The following is an 18,860-nucleotide window of genomic DNA, read 5'->3' as shown; positions in this document are numbered from 1 at the left end:
ACACCCTGCCCGTCCGACGGCCCAGCGGGCGCGGTCACCCCTCGGCGATCTCCCGCACCTCGCAGGTGACGGTCCAGAACTCCTCGTGCACCTTCAGGAACCGGGTGGTCCACTCGATGGCCTCGGCCCTGTCCTTGCACTGCATGATCGCGTAGCCGCCGACGACCTCCTTGGCCTCGGTGAAGGGCCCGTCGGTGACGGAGATCCGGCCGCCCTCCCAGTGCACGCGGGTGCCCTGCGCGGACGGCAGCAGCCCGGCGGTGTCGAGCATGACGCCCGCCTTGGTGACCTCCTCGATCAGCTCGCCCATGCGCCGCATCAGTTCGGGGCTCGGGCCCTCGGCGGGAGCGGACGCCTCGTCGATCTTCACGAGCGACAGGTATCGGGGCATGGTGACTCCTCGTGCTGCGGTGGCCGGGCCTTTCCCGGCCTCTCACCCCTGCGTCGAACGGCCGGGCCCCGGATCGACACGTCCCGCGGGATTTCCTGAGCAATCTTTTCTCAGCGCAGCGACTTCCACAGTTCGGTCGCCTCCGGCTCGTCCGCCACCACCCGGTTGTGGTTGGCCGGCGCGGGCACCACGGGCATGGTCAGGGTCTTGACGCCGTCCGACGTCAGCCCCCGCAGGCTCTGCCCGAGGCCGGTCAGCTCGCTCAGCGAGTCGAGTCCCGTATCCGTGGTCAGGGCGCCGGTCACCGCGTCGGCGACCCGGTAGAGCCTGGCGGGGTCGGTGAGCAGGTCGGTGCCGGAGATCTGGTCGAGGAGGGCCTTCACCAGCTTCTGCTGGAGTTCGATGCGGCCCAGGTCGCTGCCGTTGCCTATGCCGTGCCGGGTGCGGGCCAGCGCCAGTGCCTGCTTGCCGTTCAGGTGGTGGGTGCCGGCCGCGAGGTCCAGATGGCTGTCCTCGTCGTGGATGTCCTCGTCCGTGGTGACGGTGACCCCGCCGAGGGCGTCCACCAGCTTCGCGAACCCGGAGAAGTCCAGCTCCACGTAGTGGTCCATCCGCACGCCGGTCAGGGACTCGGCCGTCTTGACCGCGCAGACCGGACCGCCCAGCGCGTAGGCGCTGTTGAACATGGCCTGGTACGCCGGCCGGGTCGACCCGCCCGACGGCAGGGGGCAGGACGGCCGGGTGACCAGGGTGTCGCGCGGGATGCTCACGACCGTGGCCGTGGTGCGGCCGGCGTCGATGTGGAACACCATCGCCGTGTCCGAGCGGGCGCCCCCGCTGTCGCCCCCGCCGAGCTTCTTGTTGGCGGCGCCGCTGCGCGAGTCCGAGCCGAGGACCAGGATGTTCAGCGCCTCCGTCGGCAGCGGTGACGCCGACGGCATCGGGGTCGTCATCGTCCGGGGCGGGCGGTCGTCGCCCAGCGCCTGGTCGATGTCGACACCGGTGATGTTGTCGTCGAGATGCCGGTAGGCCCAGGCCGCCGCCCCGATCGCCAGGGCCAGTAAGGCCGCGAGGGCGATCCCCGCCTTCCTCCACCCGGAAGCCCGCCGGCCCCCGCGTCCCCCGTCGTCCCCGTCCGTTCCCCGCCCGCGTCCCCTCATGAAGAGGAACGTACGTCCGAATTATTACGGCCAGGGAGTCCAGGGCGGCTTTTCTCGCGAAATTCTCAGACTTCTCTCAGCCAGGAGCCGAAAGTTTCGCGCCCGGTGTCACTGCTGGGGCGCGGGAGCCGTGCTGCTGCGCACCACCAGGCTCGTCGCCAGGTCCACCCTGGTCGCCGTGGGCTGCTCCCTGGCGAGGTCCAGCACCAGCTTGGCCGCCGCCTCCGCCATCTCCGTCAGCGGCTGCCGCACGGTCGTCAGCGGCGGCCCGACCCAGCGCGCGACCGGCAGGTCGTCGAACCCGACCACGCTCAGGTCCTCCGGCACCCGCAGCCCGAGCTCCCGCGCGGCCTCGTACAGGCCGAGCGCCTGCAGGTCGTTGCCCGCGAAGACCGCGGTGGGCCGGTCCGGGCGGCGCAGCAGTTCCAGGCCCTGCCGGTAGCCGGTCTCGTGATGGAAGTCGCCGGTCCTGACCAGGTCCTGGTCGACCGTCAGTCCGGCGGTCTCCAGGGCGGCGCGGTAGCCGTCGAGGCGGGCGCGGCTGCACATCATCCGGGACGGCCCGGTGATGGCGCCGATCCGCCGGTGCCCGAGCTCGATGAGATGGCGGGTGGCGGCCAGGCCGCCCTGCCAGTTGGTCGCGCCGATGGACGGCACGTCGGCGCCCGGGTCACCCGCCGGGTCCATCACCACGAACGGGATGGAACGGCTGGTCAGCAGCGCCCGCTGGGACTCGTCGAGGCCGGACAGCACGAGGATCACGCCGTGCGGGCGGCGGGCGGCGACCTGGTCGGCCCAGGTCCGGCCCGGAGTGTGGCGCCCCGCGCTCTCGCTGAGGACGACGCTCAGCCCCGCGTCCCGGGCCACGTTCTCGACACCCCGGATGACCTCCATCGCCCACGCGCTCTCCAGCTCGTGGAAGACCAGGTCGATCAGGGGCGAGCGGCCGGTCTCGGCCCGGCGGCGGCGGTAGCCGTGGGCGCGCAGCAGTTCCTCGACGCGGCTGCGGGTGCCCGGGGCGACGTCCGCGCGGCCGTTGAGGACCTTCGAAACAGTCGGGGCCGAGACGCCGGCCTCGCGGGCGATCTCGGCGAGCGTGGCCGTGCGCCCGGACCGGCCGGTCGTCGGCGCCGTCGGCGGTGCCGGCCGGTTCTCCGGCTCGGCCGTCGGGGATGCGGCGGTCTCACGGGCTGTCATGGCGGCGATCGTAACCCCGCCCGGCCCGGTGACGAACCCCTTCGGACCCAGTCCGCGCCCCGGAACATTCGAGCCCGAATACGAAATCTTCGAGCTGGACCGTCCCGCGCGGCGTCGCCCTCAGTCGCCGGACCGGCCGGAACCCTCGGTACCGAGCGACTCGAACCGCCACCGGTGCACGGCCCGCGTGACCAGCTCACCGTCCGGTTCCGGCAGTTCCGGCACCTCGGTGTCGGCGTCCGCGTCCCACCACGTGACGACCAGGACCCGGTCCCGCGGAGCCCGGAAGGTCTCCCGGCGCAGGGGCGGCCGGGGCAGCTCCTGCGCCCGGGCCCAGGCGAGCAGGTCCGCGCCCCGCCCGGGCACCGCCCGCGCCTCCCACATCAGGGCGACGGTCACGAGTACAGGTTCTCCTTGCCGACCTCGTGCACATGGTCGTGCCCGGTACCCGGCACGTGCGGGTCCGTCACCGGCAGCGAGGAGTCCGCCGACAGGTCCCAGTCGGAGGCCGCCCGGTTGCGCGCGACCATCTCGGCGCCGAGCGCGGCGACCATCGCGCCGTTGTCCGTGCACAGCTTGGGCCGGGGCACCCGCAGCCGGATGCCGGCCGCCTCGCAGCGCTCCTGGGCCAGCGCCCGCAGCCGGGAGTTCGCGGCCACGCCGCCGCCGATCATCAGATGGTCGACGCCCTCGTCCTTGCAGGCCCGTACGGCCTTGCGGGTCAGCACGTCGACGACCGCCTCCTGGAAGGAGGCCGCGACGTCGCGCACGGGCACCTCCTCGCCCGCGGCCCGCTTCGCCTCGATCCAGCGGGCGACGGCGGTCTTCAGACCGGAGAAGGAGAAGTCGTACGCCGGGTCGCGCGGGCCGGTCAGACCGCGCGGGAACGCGATCGCCTCCGGGTCGCCCTCGCGGGCGTAGCGGTCGATGACCGGGCCGCCGGGGAAGCCGAGGTTCAGCACGCGGGCGATCTTGTCGAACGCCTCGCCCGCCGCGTCGTCGATGGTCGCGCCCATCGGGCGCACGTCGGAGGTGATGTCGGAGGACAGCAGCAGCGAGGAGTGCCCGCCGGACACGAGCAGCGCCATCGTCGGCTCCGGAAGCGGCCCGTGCTCCAGCTGGTCCACGCAGATGTGCGAGGCGAGGTGGTTGACGCCGTACAGCGGCTTGCCGAGCGCGTAGGCGTACGCCTTGGCCGCCGACACGCCGACCAGCAACGCGCCCGCGAGGCCGGGACCGGCCGTGACGGCGACACCGTCGAGGTCGCGGGCGCTGACGCCCGCCTCCTTCAGCGCCCGGTCGATCGTCGGGACCATGGCCTCCAGGTGGGCCCGGGAGGCCACCTCGGGCACGACACCGCCGAAGCGGGCGTGCTCGTCGACGCTGGAGGCCACGGCGTCGGCGAGGAGCGTGGTGCCGCGGACGATGCCGACGCCGGTCTCGTCGCACGAGGTCTCGATGCCCAGAACGAGGGGTTCGTCCCGCGAGTCAGCCATTGATCTCAGTTCCTTGTACGGAGTCGTCACCCGCGGCGCTGCCGCTGTCGGGCGCTGTGGTCAGTCGCATCACCAGGGCGTCCACGTTCCCCGGCTGGTAGTAGCCGCGCCGGAAGCCGATGGCCTCGAAGCCGAAGCGCTCGTAGAGCTTCTGCGCGCGGACGTTGTCCACCCGGCACTCCAGCATCACCTCGGCGCACTCGAACTCGGTGGCCGCACGCAGCAGTTCGGCCAGCAGCCGCCCGCCGAGGCCGGTCCCCCAGTGGTCGCGGGCGACGGCGATGGTCTGCACGTCGGCCAGGTCGCCGGCGGAGGCGAGCCCGGCGTAGCCGACGAGGCGCCCGTCCTGCTCGGCGACGACGTAGCGGCGGGTGGCCTCGGCCCCGCGGGAGTGGGCGAGTTCGGACCAGAACATGCCCCGGGACCAGGCGTCCTCGGGGAAGAGCTCCTTCTCCAGCTCCAGCACGGGGTCGATGTCCCACCAGCGCATCTCGCGCAGCGCGGCGCCCTCGGCGCCGCCGGGGTCGGTCACAGGTCCGGTCACTTGGGGGTGACCACCTTGTAGTTCTTGGGGACCTGGGCGTCGGGGCGGCGCAGGTACAGCGGCCGCGGCGCGGGCAGCTCCTCCCCCGCGGCCAGCCGCTCGGCGGCCAGGGCGGCCAGGGCGGCCGCCGACACGTGCTCGGGCTCGTGGGCGCGCGGGAACGTGTCGGGGTAGAGCAGCGCGCCGGCGCCGACGGCCGGCAGTCCGGCCACCTCGGCGGCGATGTCGGCGGGCCGGTCCACGGCCGGGTCCGTCAGCCGGGTGCGGGAGTCGGCGTACCGGGCCCAGTAGACCTCCTTGCGCCGGGCGTCGGTCGCCACGACGAAGGGGCCCTTCTCGATGTCGGCGGCGTAGGCGAGGCCGTCCAGCGTGCACACGCCGTGCACGGGGACGCCGAGGACGAGCCCGAAGGTGTCGGCGGTCATCAGGCCGACCCGCAGCCCGGTGTAGGGGCCGGGGCCGACGCCCACGACGACGCCGGTGACGGCGTCCAGTTTCAGACCGGCCTCGGCGAGGACCCGGTCGACGGCCGGCAGCAGCAGCTCTCCGTGCCGGCGCGCGTCCACCTGGCTCGAGGAGGCGATGACGTCCGTGCCGTCGTGCAGCGCGACGGTGACGGCGGGGGTGGCGGTATCCAGAGCGAGCAAGAGCACGCAAACAGCCTACGGCGCCCGGGGCTCCGGAAGTGCCGCCCCGGTCGGGCGGGGGGTGACTGCTACGGTCGGCGTGATCACGTGGAGCGAGCGAACGCTGAGGTGGTGACGGTGGCGGGCAGCAGTTCCGGATTCGTCGTGGGCCTGACGGCGGCCGCCCTCGCGGCGGTCGGCTTCCTCACCTTCCAGGCCGCCGCGAACGTCCCGCCCGACCTGGGCGAGCGCCCCGCCGGCTCGCTCGGCGTGAGCACCTCGAACGCCCCCCGGGACGACCGCGACCCCGAGGCGCTGCCCGTCCTGTCCGGCACCGGGGAGCGGGTCGTCTACTCGCTGCACGACGACCGGGTGTGGCTGGTCGGGAACGCCGACAAGGTCAAGCGGACGTTCCGGGTGACCCCCGGATCGGTCGACCCGGCACCGGGCACCTACACGGTCGGGTCCCGCTCCAGCTCGGTCACGGGAACCGACGGGCTGCCGGTGGAGCACGTGGTGCGGTTCGCGACGGTGGACGGCGTGACGATCGGCTTCAGCGCGACCGTGCCGGGCGGCACCCCGCAACCGGACCCGACCGCCCGGACGGGCGGCATCCGCGAGTCGCGCGGCGACGGCACCGCCATGTGGGAGTTCGCGACGATCGGCCGTCCGGTGGTCGTGGTCCCCTGACCGGCTTAGGGGGTGTCTTGTCGATCAGGCCGGACACCCCCTAGGCCGCCTCGGGCCGGGGCTCAGCGGGCTCGGCGGGCTCGGGTGCGCGCGGGGGCGTCGAGACGAGCCACGCGGCGGCGTTGGCCGCCAGCAGGTCGCGCACGGACAGCGGGACGCCATGGGTCGGCGAGTACGGCCGCGGCCGCGTTTCGCCGTGGGTCGTGTTCTCCGGTGCCGGCATGGACGCCTCCTGAGGCCGGGGGCGGGCGTGGTTAGGCAGACCTAACCACGGGCTGGCTACCATGTGACCACGCCCACGACCGCGAACGCAACGTTTTCCCGACACCTTGTCGGAACGGGCTCGCGACCGGCCCCGGCCCGCGGGGGCGTCAGGCGGACAGCACGCTGAGGTCGACGGCCGCCCAGCGCTCGCCGAGCCCGGTCACCGTCACCTGCCGCACCTCGTCGGTGGTGTCGCCGACGGCCCGGTGGATCACGACCTGGAGGCGCTCCTCGGTCAGCTCCTCGACCTTGCCCTCGCCCCACTCCACGACGACCACGGACTCGGGCAGCGAGACGTCCAGGTCGAGGTCCTCCATCTCGTCCAGGCCGCCGGACAGCCGGTAGGCGTCGACGTGGACGAGCGGCGGGCCGTCGCCGAGCGACGGGTGCACCCGGGCGATCACGAAGGTCGGGGACGTCACCGCGCCCCGGACCCCCATGCCCTCGCCGAGCCCCCGGGTCAGGGTCGTCTTGCCCGCGCCGAGCTCCCCGCTGAGCATCAGGAGGTCGCCGGCGCGCAGCAGCTTGGCGAGTCGCCGGCCGAGCTCCCGCATCTGCTCGGGGGAGGTGACGGTCAGCTGAAGGTCACCCGCGTTGTGCGGTGCTGCTGGTGCTTCCATAGCCACTAACCGTAGCCCCTGCGGGCACGGCGCCCGCGCGGGTGAGCAGGTCCGCGAGGCGGTCGGTGACCACCTCCGGGTGCTCCAGCATGACCAGGTGCCCGGCGTCCGGCACCAGCACCAGTTCGGCCTCGGGCAGCAGGTCGGCGATGGCCTCGCTGTGCTCGCTCGGCGTGACCAGGTCGCCCACACCGGCCAGTACGAGGACCGGCATGTCGGTGAACAGGGCGAGCGCCTCGGTCTTGTCGTGGTCGGCGAAGGCCGGGTAGAACTCGGCGACCACGTCGATCGGCGTCCCCTCGATCATCCGCTCGGCGAACCGGGCGACGGCCGGGTCCACGTCCCGCGACGAGAACGAGTACCGCTTGATGATGCCCGCGAACAGGTCGGCGGTGGCCCGCCGCCCCTTCTCGACCAGTTCCGCCCGCTGTCCCAGCGCCTTGAGGACGCCCGGCAGCACACGGCGCACGGCGTTCACCCCCGCGACGGGCAACCCGAAGTTGACCTCGCCGAGCCGCCCGGACGACGTACCGACGAGGGCGGTGGCGACGACGCGCTCGCGGATCAGCTCGGGGTACTGGTCGGCGAGCGCCATCACGGTCATCCCGCCCATGGAGTGCCCGACCAGCACGAGCGGCCCCTCGGGCGCCGCCGCGTCGATGACGGCCTTCAGGTCCCGGCCCAGCTGCTCGATGTCGACGTGCCGGCCCTCCTGCGTCTGGGCCACCCCGCGCCCGGACCGCCCGTGGCTGCGCTGGTCCCAGTGCACGGTGCGCACGACGCCCCGCAGCGCCGCCCGCTGGAAGTGCCAGGAGTCCTGGCTGAGGCAGTAGCCGTGACTGAAGACGACGGTGACGGGGGCCGGCGCCTTGCGCCCGAACAGGCGGCGCCGGCGGGGGCTGAGCGCGGGTGCGGACTCGGGGTCGACGTCGTCGACCTCGTAGTACAGCTCGGTGCCGTCGTCGGCGTACGCCTTGCCGGGCATGCCGCGCAGCGAGCCGTACGGTCCCGCCGAGTCCAGGGCGAGACGCGCCTTCTGGCGCATGCCCCGGCCCACGGTCATCCGCTCTATGGCGACACCGGCGGCCGCGCCGGCCGCGATCACGCCTATCGCGGCGCCGGCGAGACCGGTCGCCCTGCGCCAGCTCGCGGCCGCCCCCGTGGCGGAGGCGACGGCCGCGACGGCGGCCTCCGCGCTGCTCTCGCTCACGTACCGCTCCTCTTCGCTGGGTCCGGTGCCGGTGTGACGACGGTGGTGGACGGTGCCCGTGGTGCGAGCGGGGTCCCGCTACGGGTTACCCCTCTCGTTCCTCTTTCACATGAATGTACTCACTGGTAGCAACCGCGTGGCGGCACACACCGCGGTTCGCGCGGAACCGGCGGCCGCGGCTACCGGCTCTCGTCCACATAGACGCGGGGAACGCGCCCGGAGATGCGTGTGACCACCTCGTAGGCGATGGTCCCCGCGGCCTGTGCCCAGTCCTCGGCCGTGGGCTCCCCGCCGTCGCCGGGTCCGAACAGCACCGCCCGCTCGCCAGCCGCGGGCTCGTCCCCGCCGAGGTCGACGACGAACTGGTCCATCGCGACCCGCCCGGCGACCGTCCGCCACTTGCCCCCGACCAGGACGGGCCCGGCGCCGGAGGCGTGCCGCGGGACGCCGTCGGCGTAGCCGAGCGGGACGAGACCGAGGGTGGTCTCGCCCGGCGTGACGTAGTGGTGCCCGTAGCTGACGCCGTGCCCGCCGGGCACCTGCTTGACCAGGGCCAGCGACGCCGAGAGCGTCATCACCGGACGCAGCCCCAGGTCGGCGGCGCTGCCCAGCTCGGGGCTCGGCGAGATGCCGTAGACCGCGATGCCGGTGCGGACCAGGTCGAAGTGGCTCTCGGGGAGCGTGAGCGTGGCCGGGGAGTTCGCGATGTGCCGCACCTCGGGGCGCGCGCCCCGCTCCTCGGCGTACGCGGTCATCTCCCGGAAGCGGTCGAGCTGGGCGGCGATGGAGGGGTGGCCCGGCTCGTCGGCGCAGGCGAAGTGGGACCACAGCCCGGTGATCCGGATCAGCCCGTCGGCCTCGGCGCGCAGCGCCTCGCGGACCAGTTCGGCCCAGTCGTCCCCGGGCTGGCAGCCGCCTCGCCCGAGGCCGGTGTCGGCCTTGAGCTGCACCCTCGCGGGCGTCCCGGCCCGCCGGGCGGCCGCGGTGACCTCGCGCAGCGCCCACATGCCGCTGACGGAGACGTCGAGGTCGGCCTCGATCGCCTCCTGCCAGGGTCCGCCGGGCGTCCACAGCCAGCACATCATCCGCACGCCCTGGATGCCGGCGGCCCGCAGCGCGAGCGCCTCCTCCGGGGTGGCCGTGCCCAGCCAGGTCGCCCCGGCCTCCAGCGCGGCGCGGGCGCAGGGAAGCGCCCCGTGGCCGTACGCGTCCGCCTTGACCACGGCCATCAGGGCGGCGCCGGGGGCGCGGCCGCGCAGGGTCCGCACGTTGGCCCGCAGGGCGGCCAGGTCGATCTCGGCGCGGGCACGCGCGGGCGCGGTCCGCTGTGGTGCTGTCTCTCTCATCGCGCCCCCAGTGTCTCAGAGGGGCCCGGCGGCGCCGCCGTGCCGGGCCCCTGGGGGTGTCTCTCAGCCCTCCGTGCGGTGGCCCCACACGTAGACGCGGTCGCCGTTCCTCAGCAGCTTCCACAGGGCGCGGGCGTCGTCCAGGCGCATGTTGACGCAGCCCATGGAGCCGACCTCGGTGAAGATGCCGCCGTAGACGCCGTGGAAGGCCTGGCCGCCGTCGAAGAACTGCGCGTACGGCATCGGGCTGTTGTAGAGCGTCGACACGTGGTTCTTGTGCCGCCAGTAGATCCGGTGCCATCCGGTGCGGGTGCCGTAGCCCTTGCGTCCGCTGCGCACGGACACCGGCTGGAAGACGACCTTGCGGCCCGTCTGCACCCAGGCGATCTGCCGGTCGAGGTCCACGCAGGCGACCCGGTACGCCCGCACGGGGCACTTCTTCGCGGCGTTGGGGTTCTTGCGCGCCGACTCCAGCCGCATGGTGGCCCAGGTGACGGGACCGGCGAAGCCGATCGCCGGCTTGATCCTGTGCTTGACCTGGAAGCGGCGGATGGCCCGGCAGTCGGCGGGCGACTGCTCGCCGTCGGCCTTCCGCCCGAGCCACCGCTCGGCCTCCCGCTGGTACGGCCCGTCCTCGTCGCTGCACTTCACGCCCCCGAGGGCGTCCATCGGAGTGACGTACTCGACGAGATCGTGCGTCGCGTCGGGGGCGTCCTTCGGCTCGACGGCGTCCTCCTCGGCGCTGGGCTCGTACACCTTCGGCGCAAGGGCCTGGTCCGCGGTGTCGGCCGGGGCGAGCTGGAGCATGTCGAGGGGGACACCCGGTACGAGGCCGGCACCCGGTCCGGTGGCCGGGGGCTCGGGGTCCGCCGAGGCGCTGCCGACGGGCAGCAGGGAGGCCGCCGCGAGCATCACGGCGATGCTCCGGCAGGCGATACGTCCGCTGATCATGCGCACAGGGAAGCGTGTGCGCGGGGCCCGGTGGGGGGCGCCGCGCGGCGGGGTCACCCGAAGGAGGAACCGTAAGGTGCTCGCCATGAGCATCATCGGGGTCGGCATCGACGTGGCCGAGATCGACAGGTTCGACGCGGCGCTGCGCCGCACGCCCGGCCTGGCCGAACGGCTGTTCCTGGAGAGCGAGTTGCTGCTGGCCGGCGGTGAACGCCGGGGCATCGCCTCGCTCGCCGCGCGCTTCGCCGCCAAGGAGGCCCTGGCGAAGGCGCTCGGCGCCCCGGCGGGCCTGCTGTGGACCGACGCCGAGGTCTACGTCGAGGACAGCGGGCGGCCCCGGCTGCGGGTGCGCGGCACGGTGGCGGCCCGCGCGGCCGAACTCGGCGTGCGGTCCTGGCACGTGTCGCTCAGCCATGACGCCGGGGTCGCCTCGGCGGTGGTGATCGCCGAGGGCTGATTCGGTGCGCCGGGCGGCGCCCGGTGCGTCAGACTCGGTCGTATGCGGACTGCTTACGGCGTGGAGACGGTGAGGGCGGCCGAACGGGAGCTGATGGCACGGCTCCCGGAGGGCGCGCTGATGCAGCGGGCGGCGGCCGGACTCGCCGCGGCCTGCGCGGACCTGCTGGGCCGGGTGTACGGCCGCCGGATCGTGCTGCTGGTCGGCAGCGGCGACAACGGCGGTGACGCCCTGTACGCCGGCGCCCGGCTGGCCCGGCGCGGGGCGGGCGTCACCGCGGTGCTGCTGTCCCCGGAGCGGGCGCACCCCGGTGGCCTGGCCGCGCTGCGCAGGGCGGGCGGCCGCAGCGCCGGCGCCGACGCGGGCGGGGAGTTGGTCGGGCGCGCCGACCTCGTCGTGGACGGCATCGTCGGGATCGGCGGCAAGGGCGGGCTGCGCCCGGAGGCGGCGGCGCTCGCGCACGCGGCGGAGCGGGCCCGGGTGCCGGTGGTGGCGGTGGACCTGCCGAGCGGCGTGGACGCCGACACGGGCGAGGTGCGCGGGACGGCGGTGCGGGCGGACCTCACCGTCACGTTCGGCACGCACAAGCCGGGGCTGCTCATCGACCCGGCCCGCGAACACGCGGGTGTGGTGCGGCTCGTCGACATCGGGCTGGCCCTGCCGCACGACGCGGTGGAGCTGGAGGCGCTGCAACACGCGGACGTGGCCCAGCTGTTGCCGGTGCCGGCGGCGGAGTCCGACAAGTACCGCCGGGGCGTGGTCGGCATCGCGGCCGGTTCGGTGCGCTATCCGGGGGCCGCCGTACTCGCGGTGTCGGGGGCCCTGCGCGGCGGGGCCGGCGCGGTGCGGTACGTCGGCCCGGCCGCCGACGCGGTGATCGCCCGGTTCCCGGAGACCCTGGTGTCGGACCGGGGGCCGCGGAAGGCCGGGCGGGTCCAGGCCTGGGTGGTCGGGCCGGGCGCCGGGGACGACGCGGCGACGGTCGCGGAGGTCCTGTCGACGGACGTGCCGGTGCTGATCGACGCCGACGGGCTGCGGCTGGCCGATCCGGAGGCGGTACGGGCGCGGACGGCGCCGACCCTGATGACCCCGCACGCCGGGGAGGCGGCGGCACTGCTCGGCGTCACCCGCGAGGAGGTCGAGGCGGCCCGGCTGGCGTCGGTCCGGGAGCTGGCGGCGCGCTACACGGCGACCGTGCTGCTGAAGGGGTCCACGACCCTGGTGGCCGGCGCCGGGGGGACCGGCCCGGTCCGGGTGAACCCGACGGGCACCTCCTGGCTGGCCACGGCGGGGAGCGGTGACGTCCTGTCGGGCCTCGCCGGCTCCCTCCTGGCGGCGGGCCTCGCCCCGCTGGACGCGGCGAGCGCCGGGGCCTATCTGCACGGTCTGTCGGCCCGGTTCGCGGCGGACGGCGCCCCGCTGGCCGCCCACGACGTCGCGGAGGGCGTCCCGGAGGCGTGGCGGGACGTGGTGGGGTGAGCGGGCGGCGGGTCAGCGCAGGGCGATCAGCCCCGCGTCGGTCGGCCTGAACCCGCACGCCTCGAAGTAGAAGGGGCGCAGCCGTTCCTCGAAGTCGACGTGCAGCCACTGGCAGCCCGCCGTGCGCGCCCCCTCGGCGGCGACGGCCACGAGCTCGGTCCCGACGCCCCTCCCCCGCAGGTCCGAGGCGACCATCGTGTCGAGGAGGAAGGCCACGAGCGTAGGCAGCGGGTGCGCCCGCGCGCCGGGGGGGGTTCCCGACGCCTACTCCACCGTCACCGACTTCGCGAGGTTGCGGGGCTGGTCCACCTCGTTGCCGCGGGCCGTGGCCAGTTCGCAGGCGAAGACCTGCAGGGGGACGGTGGCCACCAGCGGCTGGAGCAGCGTCGGGGTCGCCGGGATGCGGATGAGGTGGTCGGCGTACGGCACGACCGCCTCGTCGCCCTCCTCCGCGATGACGATGGTGCGCGCGCCCCGGGCCCGGATCTCCTGGATGTTGGAGACGATCTTGTCGTGCAGGACGGACCGGCCCCGCGGCGACGGCACGACCACGACGACGGGCAGGTCGTCCTCGATCAGGGCGATCGGCCCGTGCTTCAGCTCGCCCGCCGCGAAGCCCTCGGCGTGCATGTAGGCCAGCTCCTTCAGCTTCAGGGCGCCTTCGAGGGCGACCGGATAGCCCACGTGCCGGCCGAGGAACAGCACCGTGTTCTTCGCGGCGAGGCTCCGCGCCAGCTCCCGTACCGGCTCCATGGTCTCCAGCACCCGGTCGACCGCGCCGGCGATCTGCGAGAGGTCCCGGATGACCGCCCGGATCTCGTCGCCCCACTTGGTGCCCCGCACCTGCCCCAGGTACAGCGCCACCAGGTAGCAGGCGACCAGCTGCGTCAGGAACGCCTTCGTCGAGGCGACAGCCACCTCCGGCCCGGCGTGCGTGTACAGCACGGCGTCGGACTCGCGTGGGATCGTCGACCCGTTGGTGTTGCAGATCGCCAGCACCCGGGCGCCCTGCTCGCGGGCGTGCCGCAGCGCCATGAGGGTGTCCATGGTCTCCCCGGACTGGGAGATGGCGACGACCAGGGTCTGCTGGTCCATGATCGGGTCCCGGTACCGGAACTCGCTCGCCAGCTCCACCTCGCACGGGATGCGCGTCCAGTGCTCGATGGCGTACTTGGCGATGAGCCCGGCGTGGAAGGCCGTGCCGCAGGCGACGATGACGACCTTGTCGACCTCGCGCAGCTCGGAGGCGCCGATCCGCACCTCGTCCAGCCGGAGCGAGCCGGCCGCGTCGATGCGCCCCAGCAGGGTGTCGGCGACCGCCTTGGGCTGCTCGGCGATCTCCTTGAGCATGAAGTAGTCGTAGCCGCCCTTCTCCGCGGCGGCGGCGTCCCAGTCGACCCGGTAGGACCGCACGTCGGCGGGCCGCCCGTCGAAGCCGGTGACCCGCACCCCGTCCCGGCGCAGCTCGACCACCTGGTCCTGGCCCAGCTCGATCGCCGAGCGCGTGTGGGCGATGAACGCGGCGACGTCCGACGCGAGGAACGCCTCGCCCTCGCCGACGCCCACCACGAGCGGCGAGTTGCGCCGCGCGCCCACCACGACGTCCGGCTCGTCGGCGTGCACGGCGACCAGTGTGAAGGCGCCCTCGAGCCGGCGGCACACCAGCCGCATGGCCTCGGCGAGGTCGGCCGTCGCCGAGAACTCCTCGGCGAGCAGATGGGCGACCACCTCGGTGTCGGTCTCGGAAGCCAGGTCGTGGCCGCGCTCGGTCAGCTCGGCGCGCAGGGCGGCGAAGTTCTCGATGATGCCGTTGTGGACGACGGCGACCCGCCCGGCGTTGTCGAGGTGAGGGTGGGCGTTGGCGTCCGTCGGCCCGCCGTGGGTGGCCCAGCGGGTGTGCCCGAGGCCCGTCGTGCCGGTCGGCAGCGGCCGCTCGGTCAGCTCCTTCTCCAGGTTGACGAGCTTCCCGGCCTTCTTCCCGGCCGCCAGCCCGCCGTCCGCGAGGACGGCAACCCCGGCCGAGTCGTACCCCCGGTACTCCAGCCGCTTCAGTCCGGCCATGACGATGTCGAGCGCCGGCTGCGACCCTACGTATCCCACGATTCCGCACATGCGCGGCAGCTTAGGGCCGAACCCTGAGCGCGAAGGGGCGAATCGTGCCCGATTTCGGAAATTCCTACGGTGGTACGAACGCTCCCGCGACCGGAGGCAGCCGGATCGGCGCCGAGTGACGGATCCCACCCTGCCGTCCGTTCGTACTGCCGTAACAATGGACTGTGATCTCTCCGGTCTCCTCGATGCCCCGGAGCGCCCACCGGCAGCGGCCGGAGGCGACTCCCTACGTGGACCTCACCCGCTCGGAGTGGAGCGCGCTGCGTGACAAGACCCCGCTGCCGCTCACGGCGGAGGAGGTCGAGAAGCTGCGCGGTCTCGGTGACGTCATCGACCTCGATGAGGTGCGGGACATCTATCTCCCGCTCTCCCGCCTGCTCAATCTCTACGTCGGTGCGACCGACGGCCTGCGCGGCGCGCTGAACACCTTCCTCGGGGAGCAGGGCTCCCAGTCCGGCACACCCTTCGTCATAGGGGTCGCCGGCTCGGTCGCGGTGGGCAAGTCCACCGTGGCCCGCCTGCTCCAGGCACTGCTGTCGCGCTGGCCCGAGCACCCGCGCGTCGAACTGGTCACCACGGACGGCTTCCTGCTGCCCACCCGGGAGCTGCAGGCGCGCGGCCTGATGTCCCGCAAGGGCTTCCCGGAGTCGTACGACCGGCGGGCGCTCACCCGTTTCGTCGCCGACATCAAGGCGGGCAAGGACGAGGTCACCGCCCCCGTCTACTCGCACCTGATCTACGACATCGTCCCGGACAAGCGGCTCACGGTCCGCCGCCCCGACATCCTGATCGTCGAGGGCCTGAACGTGCTCCAGCCCGCCCTGCCGGGCAAGGACGGCCGCACCCGCGTCGGTCTCGCCGACTACTTCGACTTCAGCGTGTACGTCGACGCCCGCACCGAGGACATCGAGAGCTGGTACCTGCACCGCTTCAAGCGCCTGCGGGAGACGGCCTTCCAGAACCCGTCGTCGTACTTCCGCAAGTACACCCAGGTGTCCGAGGAGGAGGCCCTGGACTACGCCGGCACGATGTGGCGGACCATCAACAAGCCCAACCTGGTGGAGAACATCGCCCCCACCCGCGGCCGCGCCACCCTCGTCGTCCGCAAGGGCCCGGACCACAAGGTGCAGCGCCTGAGCCTGCGCAAGCTGTGACGGCTACTCTGCCGCCATGCTGCACCTGCGCCTGATCACACCGTCCGACACGACGGACGACGTGGTCCGCCTGATCGAGAGCACCGTCGGCACCACGCATCTCGTCGTGCTGCCGGGCGCCGCCCGCAACCCCGCCGGGGACGTGGTCACCTGCGACGTGGCGCGTGAGGCGGGCGACGAACTCCTGAGCCGACTCCAGGAGTTGGGCCTCGACAAGCAGGGCTCCATCGCCGTCGAGAACATCGACCTGTCCCTGTCGAAGCGCGCCGACGAGGCCGAGGCGGACGCGCCGGGCGAGGGCGCGGACGCGGTGCTGTGGGAGCACCTGACGGAGGCGACGCACGAGGAGTCGACCCTCTCCGTCACCTACCTCGCCTTCCTGTCCCTCGCGACGATGATCGCGGCCTGCGGTGTCGTGCTCGACAACGCGATCCTGATCGTCGGCGCGATGGCGGTCGGGCCGGAGTTCGGCCCGCTCGCGGGGATCTCCACGGCCATCGTCCAGCGGGCGCCCCGTCTGGCGCTGCGCTCGCTGATCGCGCTGCTGGTGGGCTTCGCGGTGGCGATGACGGTGACGGTCGGCTTCAGCTTCTTCATGGACGCCGTGGGCCTGTTCACCGAGGCCAGACTGGAGGCGGACCGGCCCAACACCGGATTCATCTACGCCCCCGACTGGTTCTCGTTCGTCGTGGCGGTGCTGGCCGGCGCCGCGGGCACTCTCTCCCTGACGTCCGCCAAGTCCGGCGCCCTGGTCGGCGTCGCCATCTCGGTGACGACGGTCCCCGCCGCCGCCAACGCGTCGGTGGCCCTGATCTACGGCGACGGCAGGCAGACCTGGCTCTCGACTGAGCAACTGCTCCTGAATCTCCTGGGCATCACCCTGGCGGGCACCCTCACCCTGCTGACCCAGAAATGGCTGTGGTCGAAGCAACGCCGACGCGAAGTCGCCGCGTAGGACAGCGCCGTCAGGGGCGCGGGGAACCGCGCGACCGACCACGGACAACGGTCAGCCCGCGACGGATGGAAACCCCCCGCCCCGACCCGGCACGGCCGACTACCCCAACGCGGACTTCACGACGTCGGCCAGCCGCCCCGCCACGGACTGCGCCTGCTCGATGTCGGCCGCCTCGACCATCACGCGGACCAGCGGTTCGGTGCCCGACGGACGCAGCAGCACCCGGCCGGTGGCACCGAGTTCGCGCTCGGCCTCGGTGACGGCCGTCGCGAGCTCCGCCGACGTCCTCACCCGCGACTTGTCCACGTCGGGGACGTTGATCAGCACCTGCGGCAACCGGTCCATGACTCCGGCCAGTTCCCGCAGCGAACGTCCCGTCTGCGCGACGCGGGCCGCGAGCAGGAGTCCGGTCAGCGTGCCGTCGCCGGTGGTGGCGTGGTCGAGGATGATGACGTGCCCGGACTGCTCGCCGCCGAGGGCGTAGCCGTGCTCCTTCATCTCCTCCAGCACGTACCGGTCGCCGACGGACGTCTGCACCAGCTTCAGGCCCTCGCGCTCCAGCGCCAGCTTGAAGCCCAGGTTGGACATCACGGTCGCCACCACGGTGTCGGACCGCAGCACGGACCGCTCCCGCATGTCCAGCGCGAGCACGGCGAGGATCTGGTCGCCGTCGACCTCGTCACCGGTGTGGTCCACGGCCAGGCAGCGGTCGGCGTCGCCGTCGTGCGCGACACCGAGGTCGGCGCCGTGCTCGAGGACGGCGGCCTTCAGCTTGTCCAGGTGGGTGGATCCGCAGCCGTCGTTGATGTTGAGCCCGTCCGGCTCGGCCCCGATGGTGACGACCTCGGCGCCGGCCCGCCGGAACGCCTCCGGTGACACCCCGGCCGCGGCACCGTGCGCCTCGTCGAGGACGATCTTCAGGCCCTCCAGGCGGTGGGGCAGCACGCCGAGGAGGTGCCCGACGTAGTCGTCGAAGCCCTGGTCGTAGTCGCGCACCCGGCCGACGCCCGCGCCGGTCGGCCGCTCCCACGGCTCGCCGTGCCGGTGCGAGTCGTACACCGACTCGATCCTGTCCTCCAGTTCGTCGGCGAGCTTGTGGCCGCCGCGGGCGAAGAACTTGATCCCGTTGTCGGGCATGGCGTTGTGGCTGGCGGAGAGCATGACACCGAGGTCGGCGCCGAGCGCGCCCGTGAGATACGCCACCGCGGGCGTCGGCAGCACACCGACGCGCAGGACGTCCACCCCGGCGCTCGCGAGGCCGGCGACCACGGCGGCCTCCAGGAACTCCCCGGACGCGCGCGGGTCCCTCCCGACCACCGCGGTCGGCCGGTGGCCTTCAAAGGTGCCCGCCTCGGCCAGTACGTGCGCCGCCGCCACGGAGAGACCGAGGGCCATCTCGGCCGTCAGATCCGCGTTGGCGACACCCCGCACGCCGTCCGTGCCGAAGAGTCGTCCCACTTGTCCTCCTGAGGAAACTTCACAACCGGGAAGCGGATCCGGCCCGACCTGCCGCCTGCCGCCGGTGGCTCCCGCTTCCAGGCATTCCATGCCTGGGCATCGGATCGCACAAGCCTTTGAACGTCTTGTGCCGTTATACGCCCGCGCCCGGTGATAAGACGAACGCCCCGGTGGCACAGTGGCGTGCCGCCGGGGCGTTCGGAGTACCGGAGTACGTGCAGAGGCAGCTGGCGCTTAGCGCTTGCTGTACTGCGGGGCCTTGCGGGCCTTCTTGAGACCGGCCTTCTTGCGCTCGACCGCACGGTCGTCGCGCTTGAGGAAGCCGGCCTTCTTCAGCGGGCCGCGGTTGTTGTCGACGTCGGCCTCGTTCAGCGCGCGGGCGACACCGAGACGGAGCGCACCGGCCTGACCGGAGACACCGCCACCGGAGATGCGGGCGACGACGTCGTAACGGCCCTCGAGCTCGAGCACCTTGAAGGGCTCGTTGACTTCCTGCTGGTGCACCTTGTTCGGGAAGTAGTCCTCGAGGGTGCGACCGTTGATCTTCCACTTGCCGGTGCCCGGGACGATCCGGACACGGGCGATGGCGTTCTTGCGACGGCCCAGGCCGGCGGCCGGCTGGGGCTCACCGAAGCGCGAGGCGAGGGACTCGGAGGTGTACTCGCCCTCCACCGGAACCTCGGACTCGGTGGTGTAGCTGTCGATGTCAAGCTCTTCGAGCGGCTGCTCGGCAGTGGTCTCGGCCACGAT

Annotated in this window: 21 protein-coding genes; 5 read left to right on the top strand and 16 right to left on the bottom strand. The window is 73.2% G+C overall.

Annotated features, from left to right (window positions below; genetic code table 11):
- Positions 1-34 precede the first annotated feature (34 nt).
- The 7 genes from ADL34_RS01325 to tsaB all read right to left on the bottom strand — a co-directional run bounded on the left by ADL34_RS01325 (position 35) and on the right by tsaB (position 5,441).
- The gene (locus ADL34_RS01325; protein ID WP_062663982.1) at positions 35-391 is read right to left on the bottom strand and encodes a YciI family protein; all 357 of its coding nucleotides are present in this window, start codon (positions 389-391) and stop codon (positions 35-37) included.
- 110 nt (positions 392-501) lie between these two features.
- Positions 502-1,551: an LCP family protein gene (locus ADL34_RS01320; protein ID WP_062663983.1), complete on the bottom strand. Its 1,050-nt coding sequence runs from the start codon at positions 1,549-1,551 to the stop codon at positions 502-504.
- A 108-nt stretch (positions 1,552-1,659) separates the two neighbouring features.
- Positions 1,660-2,748 (bottom strand): LacI family DNA-binding transcriptional regulator, encoded by a 1,089-nt coding sequence (locus tag ADL34_RS01315; RefSeq protein WP_062663985.1) that lies wholly within the window; start codon positions 2,746-2,748, stop codon positions 1,660-1,662.
- A 120-nt stretch (positions 2,749-2,868) separates the two neighbouring features.
- Complete coding sequence (locus ADL34_RS01310) at positions 2,869-3,147, bottom strand: hypothetical protein (protein ID WP_062663986.1); 279 nt, start codon at positions 3,145-3,147, stop codon at positions 2,869-2,871.
- Complete coding sequence (gene tsaD, locus ADL34_RS01305) at positions 3,144-4,244, bottom strand: tRNA (adenosine(37)-N6)-threonylcarbamoyltransferase complex transferase subunit TsaD (RefSeq protein ID WP_062663988.1); 1,101 nt, start codon at positions 4,242-4,244, stop codon at positions 3,144-3,146. Before tsaD ends, ADL34_RS01310 begins: the two co-directional genes overlap by 4 nt.
- On the bottom strand, positions 4,237-4,734 hold the full coding sequence (gene rimI / locus ADL34_RS01300) for a ribosomal protein S18-alanine N-acetyltransferase (RefSeq protein ID WP_062664406.1): 498 nt from the start codon (positions 4,732-4,734) through the stop codon (positions 4,237-4,239). The genes tsaD and rimI overlap by 8 nt, the downstream gene beginning before the upstream one ends.
- A gap of 50 nt (positions 4,735-4,784) precedes the next feature.
- Positions 4,785-5,441, bottom strand: coding sequence for a tRNA (adenosine(37)-N6)-threonylcarbamoyltransferase complex dimerization subunit type 1 TsaB (gene tsaB / locus ADL34_RS01295; protein WP_062663990.1), 657 nt, complete (start codon positions 5,439-5,441; stop codon positions 4,785-4,787).
- Positions 5,442-5,552: 111 nt separating this feature from the next.
- On the opposite strand from tsaB, the gene ADL34_RS01290 reads away from it, so the two are divergent.
- Complete coding sequence (locus ADL34_RS01290; RefSeq protein ID WP_199835506.1) at positions 5,553-6,104, top strand: hypothetical protein; 552 nt, start codon at positions 5,553-5,555, stop codon at positions 6,102-6,104.
- A gap of 40 nt (positions 6,105-6,144) precedes the next feature.
- Here the strand turns inward: ADL34_RS01290 and ADL34_RS01285 are convergent, their stop codons facing one another.
- The 5 genes from ADL34_RS01285 to ADL34_RS01265 all read right to left on the bottom strand — a co-directional run bounded on the left by ADL34_RS01285 (position 6,145) and on the right by ADL34_RS01265 (position 10,495).
- A complete protein-coding gene (locus tag ADL34_RS01285; RefSeq protein ID WP_062663994.1) occupies positions 6,145-6,327 on the bottom strand; it encodes a hypothetical protein in 183 nt (60 codons plus the stop codon).
- A gap of 148 nt (positions 6,328-6,475) precedes the next feature.
- Entirely contained in the window at positions 6,476-6,988 is a 513-nt protein-coding gene (gene tsaE, locus ADL34_RS01280; protein WP_062663996.1) for a tRNA (adenosine(37)-N6)-threonylcarbamoyltransferase complex ATPase subunit type 1 TsaE, read from the bottom strand.
- Positions 6,954-8,198 carry an alpha/beta fold hydrolase gene (locus tag ADL34_RS01275; protein ID WP_062663998.1) on the bottom strand — a complete coding sequence of 415 codons (1,245 nt, stop codon included), beginning with the start codon at positions 8,196-8,198 and terminating at the stop codon, positions 6,954-6,956. The genes tsaE and ADL34_RS01275 overlap by 35 nt, the downstream gene beginning before the upstream one ends.
- Before the next feature lie 179 nt (positions 8,199-8,377).
- Positions 8,378-9,544: an alanine racemase gene (gene alr / locus ADL34_RS01270; protein WP_062664000.1), complete on the bottom strand. Its 1,167-nt coding sequence runs from the start codon at positions 9,542-9,544 to the stop codon at positions 8,378-8,380.
- A gap of 63 nt (positions 9,545-9,607) precedes the next feature.
- A complete protein-coding gene (locus ADL34_RS01265) occupies positions 9,608-10,495 on the bottom strand; it encodes a L,D-transpeptidase family protein (protein ID WP_062664408.1) in 888 nt (295 codons plus the stop codon).
- A gap of 85 nt (positions 10,496-10,580) precedes the next feature.
- Here ADL34_RS01265 and ADL34_RS01260 point away from each other — a divergent pair, with 85 nt between their 5' ends.
- Positions 10,581-10,952, top strand: a complete 372-nt coding sequence (locus ADL34_RS01260; RefSeq protein WP_062664409.1) for a holo-ACP synthase — start codon at positions 10,581-10,583, stop codon at positions 10,950-10,952.
- 42 nt (positions 10,953-10,994) lie between these two features.
- Entirely contained in the window at positions 10,995-12,431 is a 1,437-nt protein-coding gene (locus ADL34_RS01255) for a bifunctional ADP-dependent NAD(P)H-hydrate dehydratase/NAD(P)H-hydrate epimerase (protein WP_062664002.1), read from the top strand.
- A 12-nt stretch (positions 12,432-12,443) separates the two neighbouring features.
- On the opposite strand, the gene ADL34_RS01250 is transcribed toward ADL34_RS01255, so the two are convergent.
- Both ADL34_RS01250 and glmS read right to left on the bottom strand, forming a co-directional pair.
- A complete protein-coding gene (locus ADL34_RS01250) occupies positions 12,444-12,659 on the bottom strand; it encodes a GNAT family N-acetyltransferase (protein ID WP_324610552.1) in 216 nt (71 codons plus the stop codon).
- Positions 12,660-12,695: 36 nt separating this feature from the next.
- Positions 12,696-14,543: a glutamine--fructose-6-phosphate transaminase (isomerizing) gene (glmS, locus tag ADL34_RS01245; protein ID WP_062664004.1), complete on the bottom strand. Its 1,848-nt coding sequence runs from the start codon at positions 14,541-14,543 to the stop codon at positions 12,696-12,698.
- A 185-nt stretch (positions 14,544-14,728) separates the two neighbouring features.
- Here glmS and coaA point away from each other — a divergent pair, with 185 nt between their 5' ends.
- Together coaA and ADL34_RS01235 are read left to right on the top strand one after the other, a co-directional pair.
- Positions 14,729-15,697 carry a type I pantothenate kinase gene (gene coaA / locus ADL34_RS01240; RefSeq protein WP_062664006.1) on the top strand — a complete coding sequence of 323 codons (969 nt, stop codon included), beginning with the start codon at positions 14,729-14,731 and terminating at the stop codon, positions 15,695-15,697.
- Positions 15,698-15,713: 16 nt separating this feature from the next.
- Positions 15,714-16,652, top strand: coding sequence for a DUF389 domain-containing protein (locus ADL34_RS01235; RefSeq protein ID WP_062664008.1), 939 nt, complete (start codon positions 15,714-15,716; stop codon positions 16,650-16,652).
- Positions 16,653-16,751: 99 nt separating this feature from the next.
- Here ADL34_RS01235 and glmM read toward each other — a convergent pair whose 3' ends face one another.
- Positions 16,752-18,110, bottom strand: coding sequence for a phosphoglucosamine mutase (glmM, locus tag ADL34_RS01230; RefSeq protein WP_062664010.1), 1,359 nt, complete (start codon positions 18,108-18,110; stop codon positions 16,752-16,754).
- A gap of 234 nt (positions 18,111-18,344) precedes the next feature.
- A complete protein-coding gene (rpsI, locus tag ADL34_RS01225; protein ID WP_062664011.1) occupies positions 18,345-18,857 on the bottom strand; it encodes a 30S ribosomal protein S9 in 513 nt (170 codons plus the stop codon).
- Between the last annotated feature and the right edge of the window lie 3 nt (positions 18,858-18,860).

The organism is Streptomyces sp. NRRL WC-3605 (assembly GCF_001509795.1).
Classification (GTDB): Bacteria; Actinomycetota; Actinomycetes; order Streptomycetales; family Streptomycetaceae; genus Streptomyces; species Streptomyces viridochromogenes.
This window is presented reverse-complemented; position numbering and strand designations above follow the sequence as displayed.